Source organism: Flavobacterium sp. 90, from assembly GCF_004339525.1.
Taxonomy (GTDB): Bacteria; Bacteroidota; Bacteroidia; order Flavobacteriales; family Flavobacteriaceae; genus Flavobacterium.
Genome location: NZ_SMGE01000001.1, coordinates 6,254,155 through 6,274,115 on the forward strand (window position 1 = coordinate 6,254,155; position 19,961 = coordinate 6,274,115).

The 19,961-nt window shown below is 36.0% G+C and carries 6 protein-coding genes; 1 reads left to right on the forward strand and 5 read right to left on the reverse strand.

Annotated elements, in window-relative coordinates; genetic code table 11:
• Nucleotides 1–107 precede the first annotated feature (107 nt).
• Nucleotides 108–1,019, forward strand: a complete 912-nt coding sequence (locus tag C8C83_RS25485; RefSeq protein WP_121331323.1) for a metallophosphatase — start codon at nt 108–110, stop codon at nt 1,017–1,019.
• Here the strand turns inward: C8C83_RS25485 and C8C83_RS25490 are convergent.
• The 5 genes from C8C83_RS25490 to C8C83_RS25510 all read right to left on the reverse strand — a co-directional run bounded on the left by C8C83_RS25490 (nt 1,005) and on the right by C8C83_RS25510 (nt 19,482).
• Complete coding sequence (locus C8C83_RS25490; RefSeq protein ID WP_121331324.1) at nt 1,005–1,700, reverse strand: lysoplasmalogenase family protein; 696 nt, start codon at nt 1,698–1,700, stop codon at nt 1,005–1,007. The genes C8C83_RS25485 and C8C83_RS25490 overlap by 15 nt on opposite strands.
• Nucleotides 1,687–3,693 carry an NAD-dependent DNA ligase LigA gene (ligA, locus tag C8C83_RS25495; RefSeq protein WP_121331325.1) on the reverse strand — a complete coding sequence of 669 codons (2,007 nt, stop codon included), beginning with the start codon at nt 3,691–3,693 and terminating at the stop codon, nt 1,687–1,689. The genes C8C83_RS25490 and ligA overlap by 14 nt, the downstream gene beginning before the upstream one ends.
• 247 nt (nt 3,694–3,940) lie before the next feature.
• The gene (locus C8C83_RS25500) at nt 3,941–5,875 is read right to left on the reverse strand and encodes an OmpA family protein (protein WP_121331326.1); all 1,935 of its coding nucleotides are present in this window, start codon (nt 5,873–5,875) and stop codon (nt 3,941–3,943) included.
• An 11-nt stretch (nt 5,876–5,886) separates the two neighbouring features.
• Nucleotides 5,887–6,819 carry a type IX secretion system membrane protein PorP/SprF gene (locus C8C83_RS25505; protein ID WP_121331327.1) on the reverse strand — a complete coding sequence of 311 codons (933 nt, stop codon included), beginning with the start codon at nt 6,817–6,819 and terminating at the stop codon, nt 5,887–5,889.
• Nucleotides 6,820–6,864: 45 nt separating this feature from the next.
• A complete protein-coding gene (locus tag C8C83_RS25510) occupies nt 6,865–19,482 on the reverse strand; it encodes a gliding motility-associated C-terminal domain-containing protein (RefSeq protein WP_121331328.1) in 12,618 nt (4,205 codons plus the stop codon).
• Nucleotides 19,483–19,961 lie beyond the last annotated feature (479 nt).

The window sequence follows — 19,961 nt, forward strand, 5'->3', positions numbered from 1 at the left end:
CATTATGAATTTGAGCGAATTCAAAAAAATCTAATTCGTGTAAATTCGTGAAATTCGTGGCAAAGAAAAAGCATTAGCAAATTACAGTTTTCGTAAAAAAATATAAAATGAAAAGAAGAGAATTTATCGAAAAAACAGCCGCAAGTACAGCCTTATTAAGTTTAGGTTTGTCATTAAGCAGTTTTGAAACTAACGATATAAAACACTTAACGATTCTTCATACTAATGATGTTCACAGCCATATTGATCCTTTTCCAGCTGATGATCCTCGTAATCCTAATAAAGGTGGCGTTTCAAGAAGAGCCGCTCTTATTGAAACAATTCGTAAAGAAAATCCAAATGTGCTGTTATTAGATGCAGGAGATATTTTTCAGGGAACTCCATATTTCAATTATTACGGTGGTGAACTTGAATTTAAGTTGATGAGTATGATGAAATATGACGCATCAACTATTGGAAATCACGATTTTGACAATGGTCTTGATGGTTTGTATGCGCAAATGCCTCATGCTACTTTTGAATTTATCAATTCTAATTATGATTTTAAAAATACGGTCATGAACGGACTTGTAAAACCTTATAAAATTTTCAACAAAAACGGAATTAAGGTTGGTGTTTTTGGTGTAGGAATTGAACTAGCAGGATTGGTTGATAAACAAATGTATAAGGAAACCGTTTATAATGATCCTGTTGAAATTGCTCAGGATATGACGCAATTACTAAAAAAACAGGAAAAATGTGATTTGGTTATTTGTCTTTCGCATTTAGGTTATAAATATAAAGATGACGAATCTAAAATTTCTGATTTAAAATTTGCGGCACAAACTCAGGATATTGACTTGATTATTGGCGGACATACACACACTTTCTTAGACAAACCAACAGTTGTAAAAAATAAAGCGCAACAAGATGTTTTGGTGAATCAAGTAGGTTGTTATGGAATTAATTTAGGAAGAATAGATTTTTACTTTGACAAAGACAAAGCGCATACTAATCAGGGGAAATCAATTGTTGTATAATACTTTCTTCTGAATTCTGGCTTTTTCAAGAAAGTATTCGACCATAAAAAAGTATCCTAAAATTTGTGTTACATCACGAATTAAAACTAAAACTACGGAATAAGAAAAGTATTCATTGAAGATGTAAAAAATATCTGAGAAGATATAACTAATCGCCATTAGCGACATTAACAATGCAAGATGAGTTCCTTTTGTGATGTAACTTATAAAGGAGAAACAGCTTAAAATACTGAGAACGATTCCGTAGAAAGTATAGATTATATTGAATTTTTTCATGCTGTCGAGTTGTAAACTCAGCACTGAAACAAGCAAATAAACAATAAAAATAACGACGATAGAAATTGGCAAAATATCTTTTTTTGCCAATTTTATCCGTTCGTGTTCCCGCATAAAAAGTTTCACTATCAGAAGATAAACTACTAAGAAACTTAATACTCCACCAATTTCCGAAACTTCGATAGCCATTAAATCGAATACCTGACCTACAAAACAAAACAGAAATATTAATCCTTCTGTTTTTCCTATTTTAAATTCGCTGCTAATTAAGTAATAAATAAAAATAGACGGTAGTACAATCGCTTTTGCATAAACACCCAAAAAATCTTGTCCCGTCCAATCAAAGATGATTGTAAACAGTAATGCTAAAAAGAATAAAATCAACGATGGTTTATTCGCTTTCATTTAGTTTGTTTATAAAATCTTGCTCTGACAATATCGGAATATTTAATTTATTCGCTTTTTCTAATTTTGCCGGTCCCATATTATCTCCTGCAACTACAAAATCAGTTTTAGCAGAAATCGAACTTCCTACTTTCCCGCCATTATCTTCAATGGTTTTCTTTAAATCATCTCTTGAGAATTGGGCAAAAACTCCAGAAACTACAAATGTTTTTCCGATAAATTTCTCGGTAGCATTTGGATTTATTTTTTCTACAATTTCAAATTGAACGCCGTGATTTTTCAAACGTTCAATTATTGTTTTATTTTCTTCGTTTTCAAAAAATTCAATTACACTTTTAGCAATTCGTTCTCCAATTTCATCAACCAAAATTAAATCCATTAAAGAAGCTTTGCTTAGAGCATCAATATTTTTGTAATGTTTCGCTAATTTTTTAGCTACGGTTTCTCCAACAAAACGAATTCCAAGCGCAAATAAGACACTTTCGAAAGGAATTTCTTTTGATTTTTCAACTCCTTTTACCAAGTTTTCAGCCGATTTTTGCGCCATTCTTTCCAGATGCAAAATATCTTCGACTTTTAATTCGTATAAATCAGCATAATTGTGAACTAAATCATTTTTGAAAAGTAAAGCTACCGTTTCTCCTCCAAGTCCTTCAATATCCATTGCTTTTCTTGAAATATAATGCTGAATTCGTCCAATAATTTGCGGAGGACATCCGTAAAAATTAGGACAATAATGGTTTGCTTCGCCTTCGTTTCTAACCAATTCGGTTTGACATTCCGGACAATGTGTAATATATTGTGTTGCTTCTGAGTTTTCTGGTCTTTGTGATAAATCTACTGCAATAATCTTAGGAATAATTTCACCTCCTTTTTCAACAAAAACGGTGTCATTTATTCTTATATCCAATTTTTCAATTTGGTCTGCGTTGTGCAAAGAAGCTCTTTTTACAATAGTACCTGCCAATTGTACCGGCTCTAAATTTGCGACCGGAGTAATTGCTCCTGTACGACCAACTTGGTACGAAATTGATTTTAATTTGGTCGAAACTTGTTCTGATTTAAATTTATAAGCAATTGCCCAACGAGGAGATTTTGCTGTATATCCTAATTCTTCCTGATGTTGAATGCTGTTTACTTTTATAACAACTCCATCTGTTTCATAAGGCAAATTATGACGGTGTACATCCCAATAATCAATGAAGTCAAAAACTTCTTGCATATTGTTAACCAATTTTGCTTCGTTTGGCACTTTGAATCCCCAATTTCTGGCTGATTCTAATCCTTCATATTGTGTAGAAAATGGCAAATTATTTCCAGTTACAAAATACAACAAACATTCTAATGGACGTTTTGCAACCTCAGCGCTGTCTTGTAATTTTAAACTTCCTGAAGCTGTATTTCTTGGATTTGAATAAGGTGTTTCTCCTATTTCAATTAGTTCCTGATTCATTTTTTCGAATCCAGCAAATGGCAGAATAATTTCGCCACGAATATCAAATCTCTCCGGATAATTTCCTTTTAACTGTAAAGGAACTGATTTTATGGTTTTGATATTATTGGTTACTTCATCTCCCTGAAAACCGTCTCCGCGTGTTAAAGCCTGAACTAATTTTCCGTTTTCATAGGTTATACTTATTGATGCTCCATCATATTTCAACTCGCAAGTATATTGCAAAGTGACGTTTCCTAATACTTTCTGGATTCGGGTTTCCCAATCCAATAAATCCTCTTTAGAATAAGAATTGTCCAGCGAATACATTCGAGATTGATGCGCGATCGTCTTAAAATTCTTTGTAACGGTTCCTCCTACTCGCTGTGTTGGCGAGTTCTCGTCGAAAAATTCCGGATGTTTGTTTTCTAAATCTTGTAATTCTTTTAGTTTAATATCAAAGTCATAATCAGAAATTGTGGCGTTATCCAACACATAATAGTTGTAATTGTGCTGATTAAGTTCGTTTCGTAATGCCTGGATTGTTTCTTGAATATTCATAAGATAATAAAATGATACTGGTTGTAATTTAGAATAATTGAATATCAAAATTAGGATTTTTTTTTGTTCAAAAACACTAAAAACCTAAAGTTTTATAAAATCAAAAATCAAGCTGCAAAACGATGCAGCCTGATTTTCTTCTTGTCCATTATTCTTAAAAAAGAATTAATAAAAACCAACTTCCAAATGGTTTCTGAGTTCTATACTTTGTTACTGATAATCAGATTATTAGATTGCAAATATAAAACTATTTCTGGATAATAATAAAGTCTGAGCGTCTGTTTACTAAATGTTCGGCTTCGGTACATTTTACACCGTTTTTACATTTATTAATTATTCGGCTTTCACCATAACCTATCGCGCTTTCTATTCTTGAAGGATCTATATCCTGCGAAACGATATAATCACGAGTCGATTTGGCTCTGTTATCAGATAATTTTAAATTATAAGAATCTTTCCCACGAGAATCTGTGTGTGATTCTATCTTGATTCTGATATTTGGAAATTTTTTCATGATAAAAACTACCTTAGTCAATTCTTCAATTGCCAATGGTGTAATATCAAACTTATCGTAATCAAAATAAATTGGGTTAACATCTACTTTTTCAACTCCTTTTTTCTTAACTACCAAATCATCGTAATTGCTAAGTTCGAAGTTTACATCTTTAATTTCGCCTTCGTTTTCCATCGTAGTTTCAACGGTTTTTTCGTCACTGCTATAATTTGGCTTAGCCGCAATCATTTTAACTACTTTCCCGCAAGGCACTACGATTGCATATTTACCATCGTAATTTGTTTTTGTTTCACCAAGAATCTCACTATAAGAGTTGTACGCCATAACGGAAACATCTGTAAGTGGCAATTTTGTTTTTCTGTCAAATGCCGTACCTGAAATGTTTTGATTACAAACCGGTTTTCCTTTTGTGAAAGAATAGATGTCATCATCTCCTTTGCCTTCGGCTCTGTTTGATGAAACATAACCATAACTGTCTGTTTTATCAATTACAAAAGCAAAATCGTCTTTGTTACTATTTATAGGACCTCCTAAATTTTTTGGAGTTGTAAAAGTTCCATCGGCTAAAAAATTGCTTTCATAGACATCTAAATCTCCCCATCCGTAATGCCCGTCTGAAGAAAAATAAAGTACTCCGTTTCGGTAAAAAGGAAAAACTTCGTTACCTATTGTATTAATTTTTGGTCCCAAATTCACCGGAGAACTCATTGTTCCGTCATTGGCAATTTTTACATAATACAAATCGGTTTCACCATAACCTCCGGGCATATCTGATGCAAAGAAAAGATATTGTCCGTCGTCGCTCAAAGAAGGATGACCAACTGAATAATCATCACTATCAAAGAAAACTTTCTGCGGATTATCTAACTTATTATCTGCTATGGTGCCTTTTATGATCTGAAAATTATTGACTTTGTCCTGATCAATAACCAATTTATTTTTCTTTACAATATTGGTAGAATAATAAATTGTTTTTCCGCTGGCATCAAAACTCGCTGTTGCTTCGTGATACTTGGTCATAATATTTGGAAGAAATACTGTTTCGTTAAACAAACTTCCATCTGCAGGATTCCTCTCGGCAACATACAAACTTAGAAACGGCTGATTGTTCCAACTGTATAGTTTTTCACCGAATTTTGTTGTGTCTCTTGCAGATGTAAATACTACTTTGTCTCCAAAAAAAGAAGCTCCAAAATCAGATTTACTGGTATTAATATCTAAATTTTTTATGTTATAAAGAGATTTTGTTTTTGCCAGACTATCCATTTGTGCCTTTTGAGCAACATAACGATTGATCTCATTTTTATCTCCTTTTTTATTCAGATATTCTTTTGTGATTTTATCTGCTTCATCATAATCCATAACGGCTTTCATAGTTTGGATGTAACGCAAATAGTAAATATCAGTTAAGTTGTTGCCTTGTACTTCGTATAATTTTCTATACCATTTTAATGCATTTCTGGCATCTGAAATAAAATAATACGAGTCGGCAGCATTCTTTAACGTTTGAGCGGATGGATTTTTTATGTTTTGTAGAATTTCCTCATATGCTTTTGAAGCATCCAGATAGGAATAATCTCTAAACAAGGCATCCGCTTTCTTTAAATTCGTCTGAGCAAAACCAAATGTAAAACTCAATACGAAACTTAGGATATATATTTTTTTCATAGGTTGTACTTTTAGAAGAATCGAGGAGATTTAATTTTGCTTTCACCCTTATTGAACTGATACTTTAAGATGAATTCATGTGTTCCATCATTGTATTTATTCAATTGACTTACTGTATAATCAAAAGCATATCCAAGATAGAAGCTTTTTGATATTTGAAAACCTGCCAGGATACTTACAGAATCGTCTGTTCTGTAAGAAGCTCCTATTACAAATTTTTCTACAATCATAAAATTCGCCGAAATATCAGCAGAAAGTGGTGCTCCACTAACTGCCTTTACTAAAAATGCCGGTTTAAATTTTAAATTTGGATTCAAATCAAAAACATAACCTCCCATTAAATAATAATGTAACCTGTCGTAATTAATAGATTCCTGAACGTCACTATAATAATCACTTTGAATAAAGCTTGGAATTGAAAATCCTAAATACCATTTATTAGTATAATAGTAAACTCCTGCTCCAACGGCTATTTTTGCTTGGTTATCAATATTTTGATTTAGCAAAACATCATTATTATCATAATATCTCCCTTTTGACCAATCTATGTTCAACATTCTCATACCAGCTTTTAACCCGAAGGCTAATCTTTTTTCGTAACCAAGTGGTATCGAATAAGAGAAGTTTCCGTCAAGATATAATTCGTTTGATGGACCAATTTTGTCATTAACGACGCTTAATCCTAAACCAATTTTCTCATTTCGAAGCGGTGATTGAATGGAGAATGATTGTGTTTCCGGTGCTCCGGAAATACCAACCCATTGTGAACGGTGCAAAAGTGTAGCTTCTAATGCGCCAGTAGACCCAGCATAAGCTGGATTTACGGCCATTGTGTTATACATATACTGTGTGTATTCAGGATCCTGTTGCGCACTGGCGCAAACCGTGATAAAAGAACATATTAAAATAAAATATGTTTCTAATGATTTTATATATAGTTTCATAACGATACTTATTTAGTTTAATTAATTAGATGATTAATAGCACAGTTATCTCATTATAGATAACCATCCTTTTTTAACCGTTCCATCTCCAATGGTTATCACATAAAAATAAGTACCTGTTGGCAACATATCTCCTCTATTAACAACTCCTGATACATTGGCAGTTCCGTCCCAATCATTTTCATAATGTTGTTTACTATATACTAATGAACCGTATCTGTTAAATACTTTCAACTCGTTATTTGGATATGTGTCAATACAATCAATTCTAAAGAGGTCATTTGATCCATCATTATTTGGAGTGAACTCATTATAAACTGTCAAACAAATTGGTTCTACCGTAGCAGACGCCGAGTTATTTGATGTATCAACATCTAATGGAGTTGAAATTTCGACAGTGGCAACATTTGTATAAGTACCGCTTGGTAAAACTTCTGCAGTAATTGTAAGTACAACACTTTGTCCTGAATTCAAATTTGGAATTGTCCATAATCCTGTTTTTGGATCATATGTTCCTAATGTTGTATTAGAACTTACTAAATTGTATCCGCTAGGTAATAAATCACTAACTAGAGTATTGATAAAACTACCTTCTCCAACATTGTTTACTGTAACGGTAAAGGTTACTACATCACCAAAATTTGGTGTTGGGTTGCTAACTGTGTTGGTTATAGTTATATCTGAACATGTGGCAACTGTAACATTCAGTGATTTAGTTGTTGTATCACCGCAGTTATTTATATAAGTTACCTCAACTTTACCCGGTCCAATATCTGACCATGAAACTGTTACAGATCCATCTGTTGTTCCTCCGCCTGAAACTATTGTTCCGTTAGTAATTGACCATACATAATTTGATTTTCCGTTTGCTATAGAATAAGTAACTCCTTTGAAAACACATGGTGTATCGTCTGTAGTTGCTATTTGTACTAAAGCATCGTTCTCAAAATTAATAGTAACTCCCAATCTAGTAGCGCTCGCACAACCATTTGTTGTGTTGCTTAAAGCACTTGCATAATAAGTAGCTGCTATCAATGGTGTATTTGCTGCTAATGGTGTTCCGCCTGTTGCAGTTGCATACCAAACAACGTTAGGTTCGTTTACCAGAATGTTTGCTATAGTTGGCAATGCTGATAAACAGAATGTTTGTGTTGTATTTGGTGTTGTAATAATACCTGGTGTATTTACTTTTACTACAACTGCTAATCTTACAGGATTTTCACAACCTGTAGCGCTTGAAACCACTCCGTAGTATGTTCCGGAAGCTAAAGCTGTCGTTGCAGGAATTGCTGTTCCGCCAGTTGCTGTACTGTACCAAATTACATTTGCTTCGTTTACCTGAATATCAGAAACTTTTGGTGCATTTGTTGAACAAAAGTCTTGAGAAGCATCTGTCGTTGTTGGCGTAGGACTTGGTCCTGAAACTGTAACAGTAACTTTCAAACGAGTTGTGCTTTCACATCCTGATACCGGATCTTTTATGTTTCCGTAATAAACACCAGTTGTTAAAGCAGTTGTCGGTGCAATTGCTGTTCCGCCTGTTAAAGCTGTATACCAAATTACATTAGGTTCGTTTACCTGAATGCTTGCAAATGTTGGTGCACTTACTGTACAGAAGCTTTGAGCTGCATTAGTTGTTGTTGGATTAACTGTGTTTCCAATAGTAATTGTAACTTTTAATCTTGTGTTACTTTCACAACCCGTTACCGGATCTTTTATGGCTCCAAAATAATCTCCATTTGCTAATGCTGTTGTTGGTGCAATCGCTGTTCCGCCTTTTAATGTGGCATACCAAACTACGTTACTTTCATTTACCTTAATATTAGAAACTTTAGGAGAATCACCTGAACAGAAAACCTGAGTTGTTGCTGTTGTTGTAGGTGTTCCAGGATCTTTTATACTAATAGTTACCAGTAAACGAACTGAGCTTTCACAACCTGTAGTTGCATCTTTTAGTGTTGCATAATAATTACCATTTGCCAATGCTGTTGTTGGAGCAATTGCTGTTCCGCCAGTTGCTGCATTGTACCAAACGACATTACTTTGGTTCACCTGAATATTAGCTACTGTTGGCGCATTTACTAAACAGAAATCTTGTGTTGTATCTGTTGTAGTTGGTGTAGCAGGATTTGTTACACTTACTGCGACTCTTAATCTTAATGCACTTTGACAAGTAGTTGCAGGATCTGAAATCGATGCGAAATAATTTCCTGTTGCTAAAGCTGTTGTTGGTGCAATTGCTGTTCCGCCTGTTGCTGTGGCATACCAAACTATACTTCCTGTTGTTGGTGTATCAACTTGAATATTAGCTACAGTTGGAGCATTTACTAAACAGAAATCTTGTGTTGTATCTGTTGTAGTTGGTGTTCCCGGATCAGTTACTTTAATCGTAATCGCTAATCTAACTTTACTTTCACAAGTAGTTGTTGGATTTTTGATTGATGCGTAATAAGTTCCTGTTGTCAATGCTGTTGTTGATGGAATTGCTGTTCCGCCTGTCGCTGCATTGTACCAAACTATATTTGCTGCAACTGCTGGACTTACGTCGATTGTTGCAAAAGTCGGAGCATTTACTAAACAGAAATTCTGAGCTGTTTTTGTAATTACTGGCGTTCCAGGATCTGTTACGTTAATTGTAATCGCTAATCTAACTTTACTTTCACAAGTTGTTGTTGGATTTTTAATTGCTGCATAATAAGTTCCTGAAGTCAATGCTGTGGTTGGAGCAATTGCTGTTCCGCCTGTTGCTGCACTGTACCAAACAATATTTGTCGCTGGACTTACGTCGATTGTTGCAAATGTTGGATTGTTGATCAAACAGAAATCCTGTGTTGTTTTAGTAATTACTGGTGTTCCAGGATCGGTTACGCTAATATTAATCGCTAATCTTACTTTACTTTCACAAGTAGTTGTCGGATTTTTGATCGATGCATAATAAGTTCCTGTTGTCAATGCTGTAGTTGGAGCAATTGCTGTTCCGCCTGTTGCTGCACTGTACCAAACAATATTTGTCGCCGGACTTACGTCGATTGTGGCAAATGTTGGATTGTTGATCAAACAGAAATCCTGTGTAGTTTTTGTAATTACTGGCGTTCCAGGGTCAGTTACGTTAATTATGATCGCTAATCTAACTTTACTTTCACAAGTAGTTGTTGGATTTTTAATCGATGCATAATAGGTTCCTGAAGTCAATGCTGTGGTAGATGGAATTGCTGTTCCGCCTGTTGCTGCATTGAACCAAATAATATTTGTCGCTGGACTTACGTCGATTGTGGCAAATGTTGGATTATTTATCAAACAGAAATCCTGAGTTGTTTTTGTAATTACCGGTGTTCCAGGATCGGTTACGCTAATTGTAATCGCTAATCTAACTTTACTCTCACAAGTTGTTGTTGAATTTTTGATCGCTGCGTAATAAGTTCCTGAAGTCAATGCTGTAGTTGGAGCAATTGCTGTTCCGCCTGTTGCTGCATTGTACCAAACTATACTTCCTGTTGCTGGTGTATTAACTTGAATACTAGCTACAGTTGGAGCATTTACTAAACAGAAATCTTGTGTAGTATCTATTGTGGTTGGTGTTCCAGGATCAGTTACGCTAATTGTAATCGCTAATCTAACTTTACTTTCGCAAGTTGTTGTTGGATTTTTAATTGATGCGTAATAAGTTCCTGATGTCAATGCTGTGGTTGGAGCAATTGCTGTTCCACCAGTTGCCGCACTGTACCAAACTATACTTCCTGTTGCTGGTGTATTTACCTGAATACTAGCTACAGTTGGAGCATTTACTAAACAGAAATCTTGTGTAGTATCTGTTGTAGTTGGTGTTCCAGGATCTGTTACGCTAATTGTAATCGCCAATCTAACTTTACTCTCACAAGTTGTTGTTGGATTTTTAATCGATGCATAATAGGTTCCTGAAGTCAATGCTGTCGTTGGAGCAATTGCTGTTCCGCCTGTCGCTGCACTGTACCAAACAATATTTGCTGCAACTGCTGGACTTGCATCAATCGTTGCAATTGTTGGATTGTTTATCAAACAGAAATCCTGAGTTGTTTTTGTAATTACTGGTGTTCCAGGATCTGTTACGCTAATTGTAATCGCCAATCTAACTTTACTTTCACAAGTTGTCGTTGGATTTTTGATCGACGCATAATAAGTTCCTGTTGTCAATGCTGTTGTAGATGGAATCGCTGTTCCGCCTGTTGCTGCACTGTACCAAACTATATTTGCTGCAACTGCTAGACTTACATCAATCGTTGCAAATGTTGGATTGTTTATCAAACAGAAATCCTGTGTTGTTTTGGTAATTACTGGTGTTCCAGGATCAGTTACGTTAATAGTAATCGCCAATCTAACTTTACTCTCACAAGTTGTTGTTGGATTTTTAATTGATGCGTAATAAGTTCCTGATGTTAATGCTGTAGTTGGAGCAATTGCTGTTCCTCCTGTTGCTGCACTGTACCAAACAATATTTGTCGCTGGACTTACGTCGATTGTGGCAAATGTTGGATTGTTTATCAAACAGAAATCCTGTGTTGTTTTTGTAATTACTGGCGTTCCAGGGTCAGTTACATTAATCGTGATTGCCAATCTAACTTTACTTTCACAAGTTGTTGTTGGATTTTTAATTGATGCGTAATAAGTTCCTGATGTCAATGCTGTCGTTGGAGCAATTGCTGTTCCGCCTGTCGCTGCACTGTACCAAACAATATTTGCTGCAACTGCTGGACTTACATCAATCGTTGCAATTGTTGGATTGTTTATCAAACAGAAATCCTGTGTTGTTTTGGTAATTACTGGTGTTCCAGGATCAGTCACATTAATAGTGATCGCTAATCTAACTTTACTTTCACAAGTTGTTGTTGGATTTTTGATCGATGCGTAATAAGTTCCTGATGTCAATGCTGTTGTTGGTGCAATTGCTGTTCCACCTGTTGCTGCATTGAACCAAATAATATTTGTCGCCGGACTTACGTCGATTGTGGCAAATGTTGGATTATTTATCAAACAGAAATCCTGAGTTGTTTTTGTAATTACTGGTGTTCCAGGGTCAGTTACACTAATTGTGATTGCCAATCTAACTTTACTCTCACAAGTAGTTGTTGGATTTTTGATCGATGCATAATAGGTTCCTGAAGTCAATGCTGTAGTTGGAGCAATTGCTGTTCCACCTGTTGCTGCATTGAACCAAATAATATTTGTCGCTGGACTTACGTCGATTGTGGCAAATGTTGGATTATTTATCAAACAGAAATCCTGTGTTGTTTTTGTAATTACTGGTGTTCCAGGATCAGTTACATTAATCGTGATTGCCAATCTAACTTTACTTTCACAAGTTGTTGTTGGATTTTTGATCGATGCATAATAAGTTCCTGAAGTCAAAGCTGTAGTTGGAGCAATTGCTGTTCCGCCTGTTGCCGCATTGAACCAAATAATATTTGTCGCCGGACTTACGTCGATTGTGGCAAATGTTGGATTGTTTATCAAACAGAAATCCTGTGTTGTTTTTGTAATTACTGGCGTTCCAGGATCAGTCACATTAATTGTGATTGCTAATCTAACTTTACTCTCACAAGTAGTTGTTGGATTTTTGATCGATGCATAATAAGTTCCTGAAGTCAAAGCTGTAGTTGGAGCAATTGCTGTTCCGCCTGTTGCTGCACTGTACCAAACAATATTTGTCGCTGGACTTACGTCGATTGTCGCAAATGTCGGTGCATTTACTAAACAGAAATCCTGTGTTGTTTTTGTAATTATTGGTGTTCCAGGATCAGTTACATTAATTGTAATCGCTAATCTAACTTTACTCTCACAAGTTGTTGTTGGATTTTTGATCGATGCATAATAAGTTCCTGAAGTCAATGCTGTAGTTGGAGCAATTGCTGTTCCGCCTGTTGCTGCATTGAACCAAATAATATTTGTCGCTGGACTTACGTCGATAGTCGCAAATGTTGGATTATTTATCAAACAGAAATCCTGTGTTGTTTTTGTAATTACTGGTGTTCCAGGATCAGTCACATTAATAGTGATCGCTAATCTAACTTTACTCTCACAAGTAGTTGTTGGATTTTTGATTGACGCGTAATAGGTTCCTGATGTCAATGCTGTAGTTGGAGCAATTGCTGTTCCGCCTGTTGCTGCATTGAACCAAATAATATTTGTAGCCGGACTTACGTCGATTGTGGCAAATGTTGGTGCATTTACTAAACAGAAATCCTGTGTTGTTTTTGTAATTACCGGTGTTCCAGGATCAGTCACATTAATTGTAATCGCTAATCTCACTTTACTTTCACAAGTTGTTGTTGGATTTTTGATCGAAGCATAATAAGTTCCTGATGTCAATGCTGTAGTTGGAGCAATTGCTGTTCCGCCTGTTGCCGCATTGAACCAAATAATATTTGTCGCCGGACTTACGTCGATTGTCGCAAATGTCGGTGCATTTACTAAACAGAAATCCTGTGTTGTTTTGGTAATTATTGGCGTTCCAGGATCTGTTACAGTTACAGTTACTAATAATCGAACTGAACTTTCGCAACCAGTAGCTGGATTTTTGATCGCTCCATAATAAGGACCAGTCACTAAGGCAGTTGTTGTTGCTAATGCTGTTCCTCCTGATGATGCTGTGTACCAAACTACATCTGCTTCATTTACCTGAAGACTTGCAACCGTTGGATTATTGATCAAACAAAAATCCTGAGTTGTATCATCAGTTGTTGGTGTAGCAGGATCGTTAACAATTATAGTTGCTGTTTTAAGTTCTCCATTTTTATTAGGACAAGTAGTACTGCTTGAAACAGCTACATAATAAGTAATAGGACTCATCGCAGTTGTTAAACCTGAAGCTGTCAAAACTCCTGTACCACTTATTGTATAAGTTACTCCGCCAATTACTCCATTTGTGATAGGCTGTGTTTTATTGGCATCTAAATACCATAAGAATACAGGACTTGTCAAAGTAGTTGTTGGTGTTAATACAGCATCTGTATCGTGACAAATTGTAGCATTGTCTACTACAATATCAGTTACAAGAGAAGTTGGAAGAATTGTAAATGTTACTAATTTTCTATCTGCAACTGCAGTTTCACAAAATTCATCTGAACTAAGTCCTACATAATAAGTATAGGTTCCGGGAACTAATCCTGTCAATACTAATTTAGAAGTTGTTTCGCCTGCAACCGCAACGCTTGTTGTTCCATTAAATTTATACCAGTGATATACCGGATTAGTAACTGTTGGTGTGGCAGCTAAAACCGCATCTAATGTTACTTTTCCGTCTTCGGCACAAATTATAGTACCATTTCCTCCGTTTATTGTCACATTTGCTATTTTAGCCGCAGGAGTTGTTGCTCTCACTATTACAGTAACTTCACCTCTTTCTAAAGCTGGGCAACCGTAACGAATTGGCTGAACATAATATTTATACGTACCGGCAGCCAATGTTGCAGGAAGTGTAAAAGTTTGACCACTGGCTACTACATTTCCTCCTGTTGGAGAATCATACCATGCATAATTCGCACACGCTTTTGGTGGAACCGTGAGCGTTATATCCGCTCCGGGACAGACTGTGATTTTATTATCAGGATCACCTCCTATGACTTCGGTATTCGTTACACGATCGATCGTATGAACTCTAAGTTGATCTAAAACACTTGCAACTCCTCCAAATGTAATAACAACTTTATCATATGGCTGAGTTTGAGGCGCAACAATTGTCATCGCCATTGTATCTCCTGAAAGTAATTTTAAAGTCAATAAACTGCTTGTGTTTTGTATTGGTGCACCAACCGCAATATTCCCTGAATAAAGCTGAATTGTGAATCCTGTAAGCAAATTAAGATTTAAAATTGTTCCCGGTTTTGAGATTGTAATTCTTAAACTATCACCAACCATAGATGGTGTTCTGAATTTAGTAGTAAGCTCAGCAGCAGCAAGTACTCCAACTCCGCTAAACATTGTAGCATAAGTAGCAACATCGCCATCAGCAACGTTCCAGGCATTAGAAACACCAACAGTAGATGTTAATGCTCCAACTCCCAAATCTCTTACGCCAAAGAAAATATCTTCGATATCACCTTTTCCACAAGCAATTTGAGTTACTTGTTTACTATAATGTGCATCATAAACATTGATATTTTGTGCAAGACTAAGCACAGATCCTAATTGCACTCTAATACCATCATAAGCCTGAGGTCCTGAAGTATTAGAAGGAACAAATGTATATTCAAATGAATTTTGACCTGGCAATAAGTTCAATAATGAACCTGATGCTGATTGTAAAGTTCCAATATCAATTGGATTATTAGAACCATCACGTTTCGTACCTACTACAGATATGCTTTGTCCAACTGCAACTGCACTATTGGCTAAGCCTAATTTTACTGTTACAGGAGTACCTTTTGGAATTGTTGTTGGCCATTGCAAGTTTTGCCATGTAGTTCCAATTCCTAAAAGTCCTAAACCAGTAGTTATAGTAGAGAATGTGCTTGGATCACCATCAACCGCCAAAGGTCCGTTTGTTACACCGCCAGTAAGAACAGATCCTGATAATTCTGTAGTAGCATAAACTCTTTCAAATAAAGGATCACAATCTACCGGATCAATAACACTAACAGTTACTGTCTGACTAGTGGTACAAAGTGCAGCACTAGTAGCAATTACTGTATAAGTATAAACGCCTACAGTATTAAGAATCCCTGTATTATTTGAAGGTAAAGCATTCCCTTGAGGATCATACCAGGTAATAGTTCCGTTTGATGTTGCAGCCAATGCCAGCGAAGATCCTTTTGTAATTACAATAGAACTTGTTACTCCAGTTAATGTTGGCAATGGATTTACTGTCACTACGACCGGTAACTTAACAGATGGACAAGCTGACCCGACTGTTTGAGCCTGAATTGAATACGTTCCGCTAAGTGTGATATTCGCCGCAGCCTGATCTGTTATCGGATTATTTGACGGATCAAAGAAAGTATAAGTTGTATTTCCTGTTGTATCAAAATTTGTAATCGCATCTTTTAGATTTACTTTTGCACAACCACTAAATGGAGTTTGAACTGTTAAAGCTGAACCTGTTGGATAATTTACAACAACTTGTTTTAAAGTTCCGTTTACATTCTCACAAGTTCCTCCGTTAAGAACAGAAACATAATAAGTATAAGGAGCATTAGCAGCAATAAGTCCGCTGATAGTTAATGCATCAGTTGTACCGTCTTTTACATAAGTTACTCCCGCTACAGTTCCTGAAGTAATCTCAGTTGTTTTATTTTGATCAGTATAATATTTAAATCTAGCCCCTGCTAATGCAGATGTTGGAGCCAATACAATACCTCCAGCACAAGAAGCAGTCAAAGGACTAGTAATTGTAATATCCGTATCTGTTGGAATAGGTAAAACATTAACCGTAACAGGTTGACGAACACTATTAATACAAGTTCCGCCACGAGTAGCTTCTAAATAATAAGTTGTAGTCGCACTTAATGGAAGAGTTGGATTAACAGCCACAATATTTCCTCCTGTTGGAGCATCATACCATGTAAAAGTTTCAGTTCCTGTAGACGAAGCCGTTAATGTTGCTGTTTGTCCTGCACAAATTGGAGCCGCTGCTCCAGTTATAATTGCATTTGGAAATCTATAAGAAGCTCCATAAACGTTTAAAGTAGTTAATAAGCCAACTAATGCTCCTAATCTAATGTCAACTCGATCAAATGCAGCATTTGTTGGAAAACTAACTTTAAATCTGTTTCCTGACAATACTTGCAAATTCAATAGACTATTGTTTACTGCAAGTCTCAGAAGATTTTCAGTACCTCCATTAGAAGTTCCTATACTTACAGATCCTAACAATGACAAATCAGCAAGACCTCCAGGTAATTCTAATTCGACATCAATAATATCTCCCGCCTGACCAGGTGTTAGAAAATTTAGTTCTTGTTGTATGTATGAATTAAGTACTCCCGCAGTTATAGTCAAAGAAGCAAAATTATTTGGATTTGCATCAACAGCGTTAGGTCCGTTACTACCATTACATAAAACACATAACAATCCAGGATCAACACTTATTGCTTGTGAACTTGGTTGTAAACAAGTACTAACCCCATTTGTCACCATTACATTAATCGCAGCTCTCGTAGTACTTTTACAATCCGATAATGTATTTACCGCTTCAACATAAAATGTTGTATTAGCAGTCAAAACCGGAGTAGTATAGGTATTACTTCCTGTGCCTTGTAAAAGAGTTCCTGCTGTTGGAGCATCATACCACATATATGTAACTCCCGCACTAGGTGCAACAGACAATATCGTACTCTGACCTGACTGAATAATAACACTTGAATTCGCTGGAACAGGTACCGAAGGTCTTGCATTTACATTTACAGTAACCGGTGTACGCGTTGGACTCAAACAACTTCCAATTACAGCTTCAACATGATAAGTTGTTGTAGCTGTTAAAGCTGGTGTTGCAAAAGCAGTTCCCGTAAACACCAGATTTCCTCCCGAAGCCGCATCATACCAATTATAAGTAGTACCCACAACCGGAGATTGAATCGTTATTGTAGTAGCATCACCAGTACATATATTCAAAGGAGAAGCGACAACTGTTGCCGGAGCTACAGGATTATTTACTGTAACCAGAACAGGATTTCTTTCACTATTCACACAACCATTACGAGTAAGTTCTACATAATAAGTTGTATTTGCAGTTAAAGCCGGAGTTGTATAAGCAGCAGTACTTACCAAAAGATTTCCTCCAGTTAAAGCATCATACCATTTTATAGTTTCTCCTAAAGCTGTTGCAGCCGTTAATGTTGCAGTCTGTGTGCCGCAAATTGGTGTAGCGTTACCAGTTATAGCTGGCGCTTTATATCTGTAAGTTGCCTGATAAATATCTAAATTTGTTATGGCACTTACCAAACCGCCCAATCTTATCTCGACACGATCAAAATTGGCACCCGCAACAATACTGGCTCTAAAACGATTTCCAGATAATAATTGCAAAGTCACCAAAGCATTATTATTAGTAGACACTCTATCATTATTATAAGTTGCCCCATTATAAGTTGCTAAACTAACAGCTCCTAATAACGAAAGATCAGCAATACCACCCGGCAATGCCAATTCTACATCTACGATATCTCCTGTTTTTCCAGGATTATTAAATTGTAATGTTTGTTGAATATAACCATTTAGCAAACCTACCGGAAGTGTAAGTCTTGCCGCAGTAGCACTATTTCCATCTACAGAATTGTTTGGAGTCGTAGAAGCACAAAGCAAACAAAGTCCGTTTTGAGTTGTTTGCTGACTATTTGCTTCCAGACAACCTCCTAATGCAGCAGGTATAACCGTCACTGTCACAGGTACTCTCGTAGCGCTAACACAAGCACCAACAGTACTACGTGATTCAACATAATATATTTTAGTAGCAGTTAAAATTGGAGTTGTAAAAGTGTTTGAATCTCCTAATAGTTTTATTCCTCCAGTAGGTACATCGTACCAATCCAAAGCAACATTCGCCTCAGTTGTTGAAGCGTTAAGAGTTGCATTTTGTCCGGATAATATCGTTACACTTTGCGTTAATATCGTAGCCAATGCAGGAACAGGAGTTGAAGTAACTGTCACCGCAGTTCTCGTTGCCGTTTTACAAGTACCAATCGATGCTTCTACATAAAAATTAGTAGCCCCTGTTGGTACAGTTGGTGTATAAGTAGTTCCCGTTGCAAGTGCTACACCTCCAGTTGGTACACTAAACCAGGAATATACTGTTCCGGGCACCGGACTTATAACTGATAATGTAGTTGCCTGAGTTGCTCCCGAAGAACAAATCGTTGTCCCTGTACTACTTATTGTAGGCAATAGGGGATTGATAACATTTATAGTAACAGGTAATCGTTCACTGCTTTCGCAACCACCCACTCTCGAAGTACTTACATAATAAGTAGTTGTCGCTGTTAAGTTTGGTGTAGTAAATGTACTAAGAGTCGAAAGTGCCGTGGTTGATGTTGGAGAATCATACCACGCAACACTTGTTCCTGCAGCAGGAGTTGCTGTAAGTAATACAGATTGACCATAACATACAGATTGTGTTTCACCTCCCGTAATAGTTGGTTTTGCAAATTGCAGTCGCACATCATAAACTCTCAAATTTACCAATGCAGATAAAAGTCCACCAGACTGAATTTGAATTCGGTCTGCATCTCCCGGCAATGTATATTTTATTACTGCAGAATTAGTAGCAGATAATAATTGGAGATTTAAAAGCGGATTGTTCATAGTAACCTGACCGCCCACAAGCGCCGCACCGTTTTTTGCCTGAATAGTGGCATTTGCCAATACATCAACATCCAACAATCCGTTGCCTTCACCAAAATATATTACTATTTGGTCTCCTGCTTTTGCAGTCTGACTAAAATGTAATGTTTCCTGGGCAAAACAAGCCAATCCAAGCACGTTTGAGATCGTTGCATAAGTTGTCATGCTCGAATCCCATGCATTATCTGGATTCGTTACACTCATTCCTACACATAAAAGACCTCCAGTACTATTCGTCTGAGAGTCCGGTCTACAAAAAGTTTGTGCGAAGTTTTTATTGCAAAAAAGCAATAAAAACAACAAAGCAAATAATCTCTTCTTTACGATGAGATCATAGAAAGTAAATTTTTTTTTCATAATTTGGAAGATTAGAAAATGGACAATAAAATACCTCTTGCGATAAGCACGTATGCTTAGGCAATTCAAAAAAACGTTAAAACTCAAATTAGTTAAACCACAATTTAAACCCCTGACAAGTAGGGTAATAAATTAAAATCTGTAATAAAAAATCATGTTGTATTGAGTATACCGAAGTATACTAAGGAGCTATTTCTATTTATGATAAACAGATAATAACTCGTAACTTTTGAGGAATACTGACCTGAATCAGACTTCCAAGAGGAGTGATTTGTTGCAGGTTTAATTTTCATAAAAGAAAATTTACGTTGAGATAGAACTGAGGGATATTCTATTAAAATATATAGTATGATTCAATATTTATAGATGGGTGATTATTCCGGCCATAAATTTTGTCTATTTAGAATAAATTCTAAAAATTGAATACATTATTTTTCACATCAAGTATTTTGTGAGTTTAAAAATATAAACACAAGAAT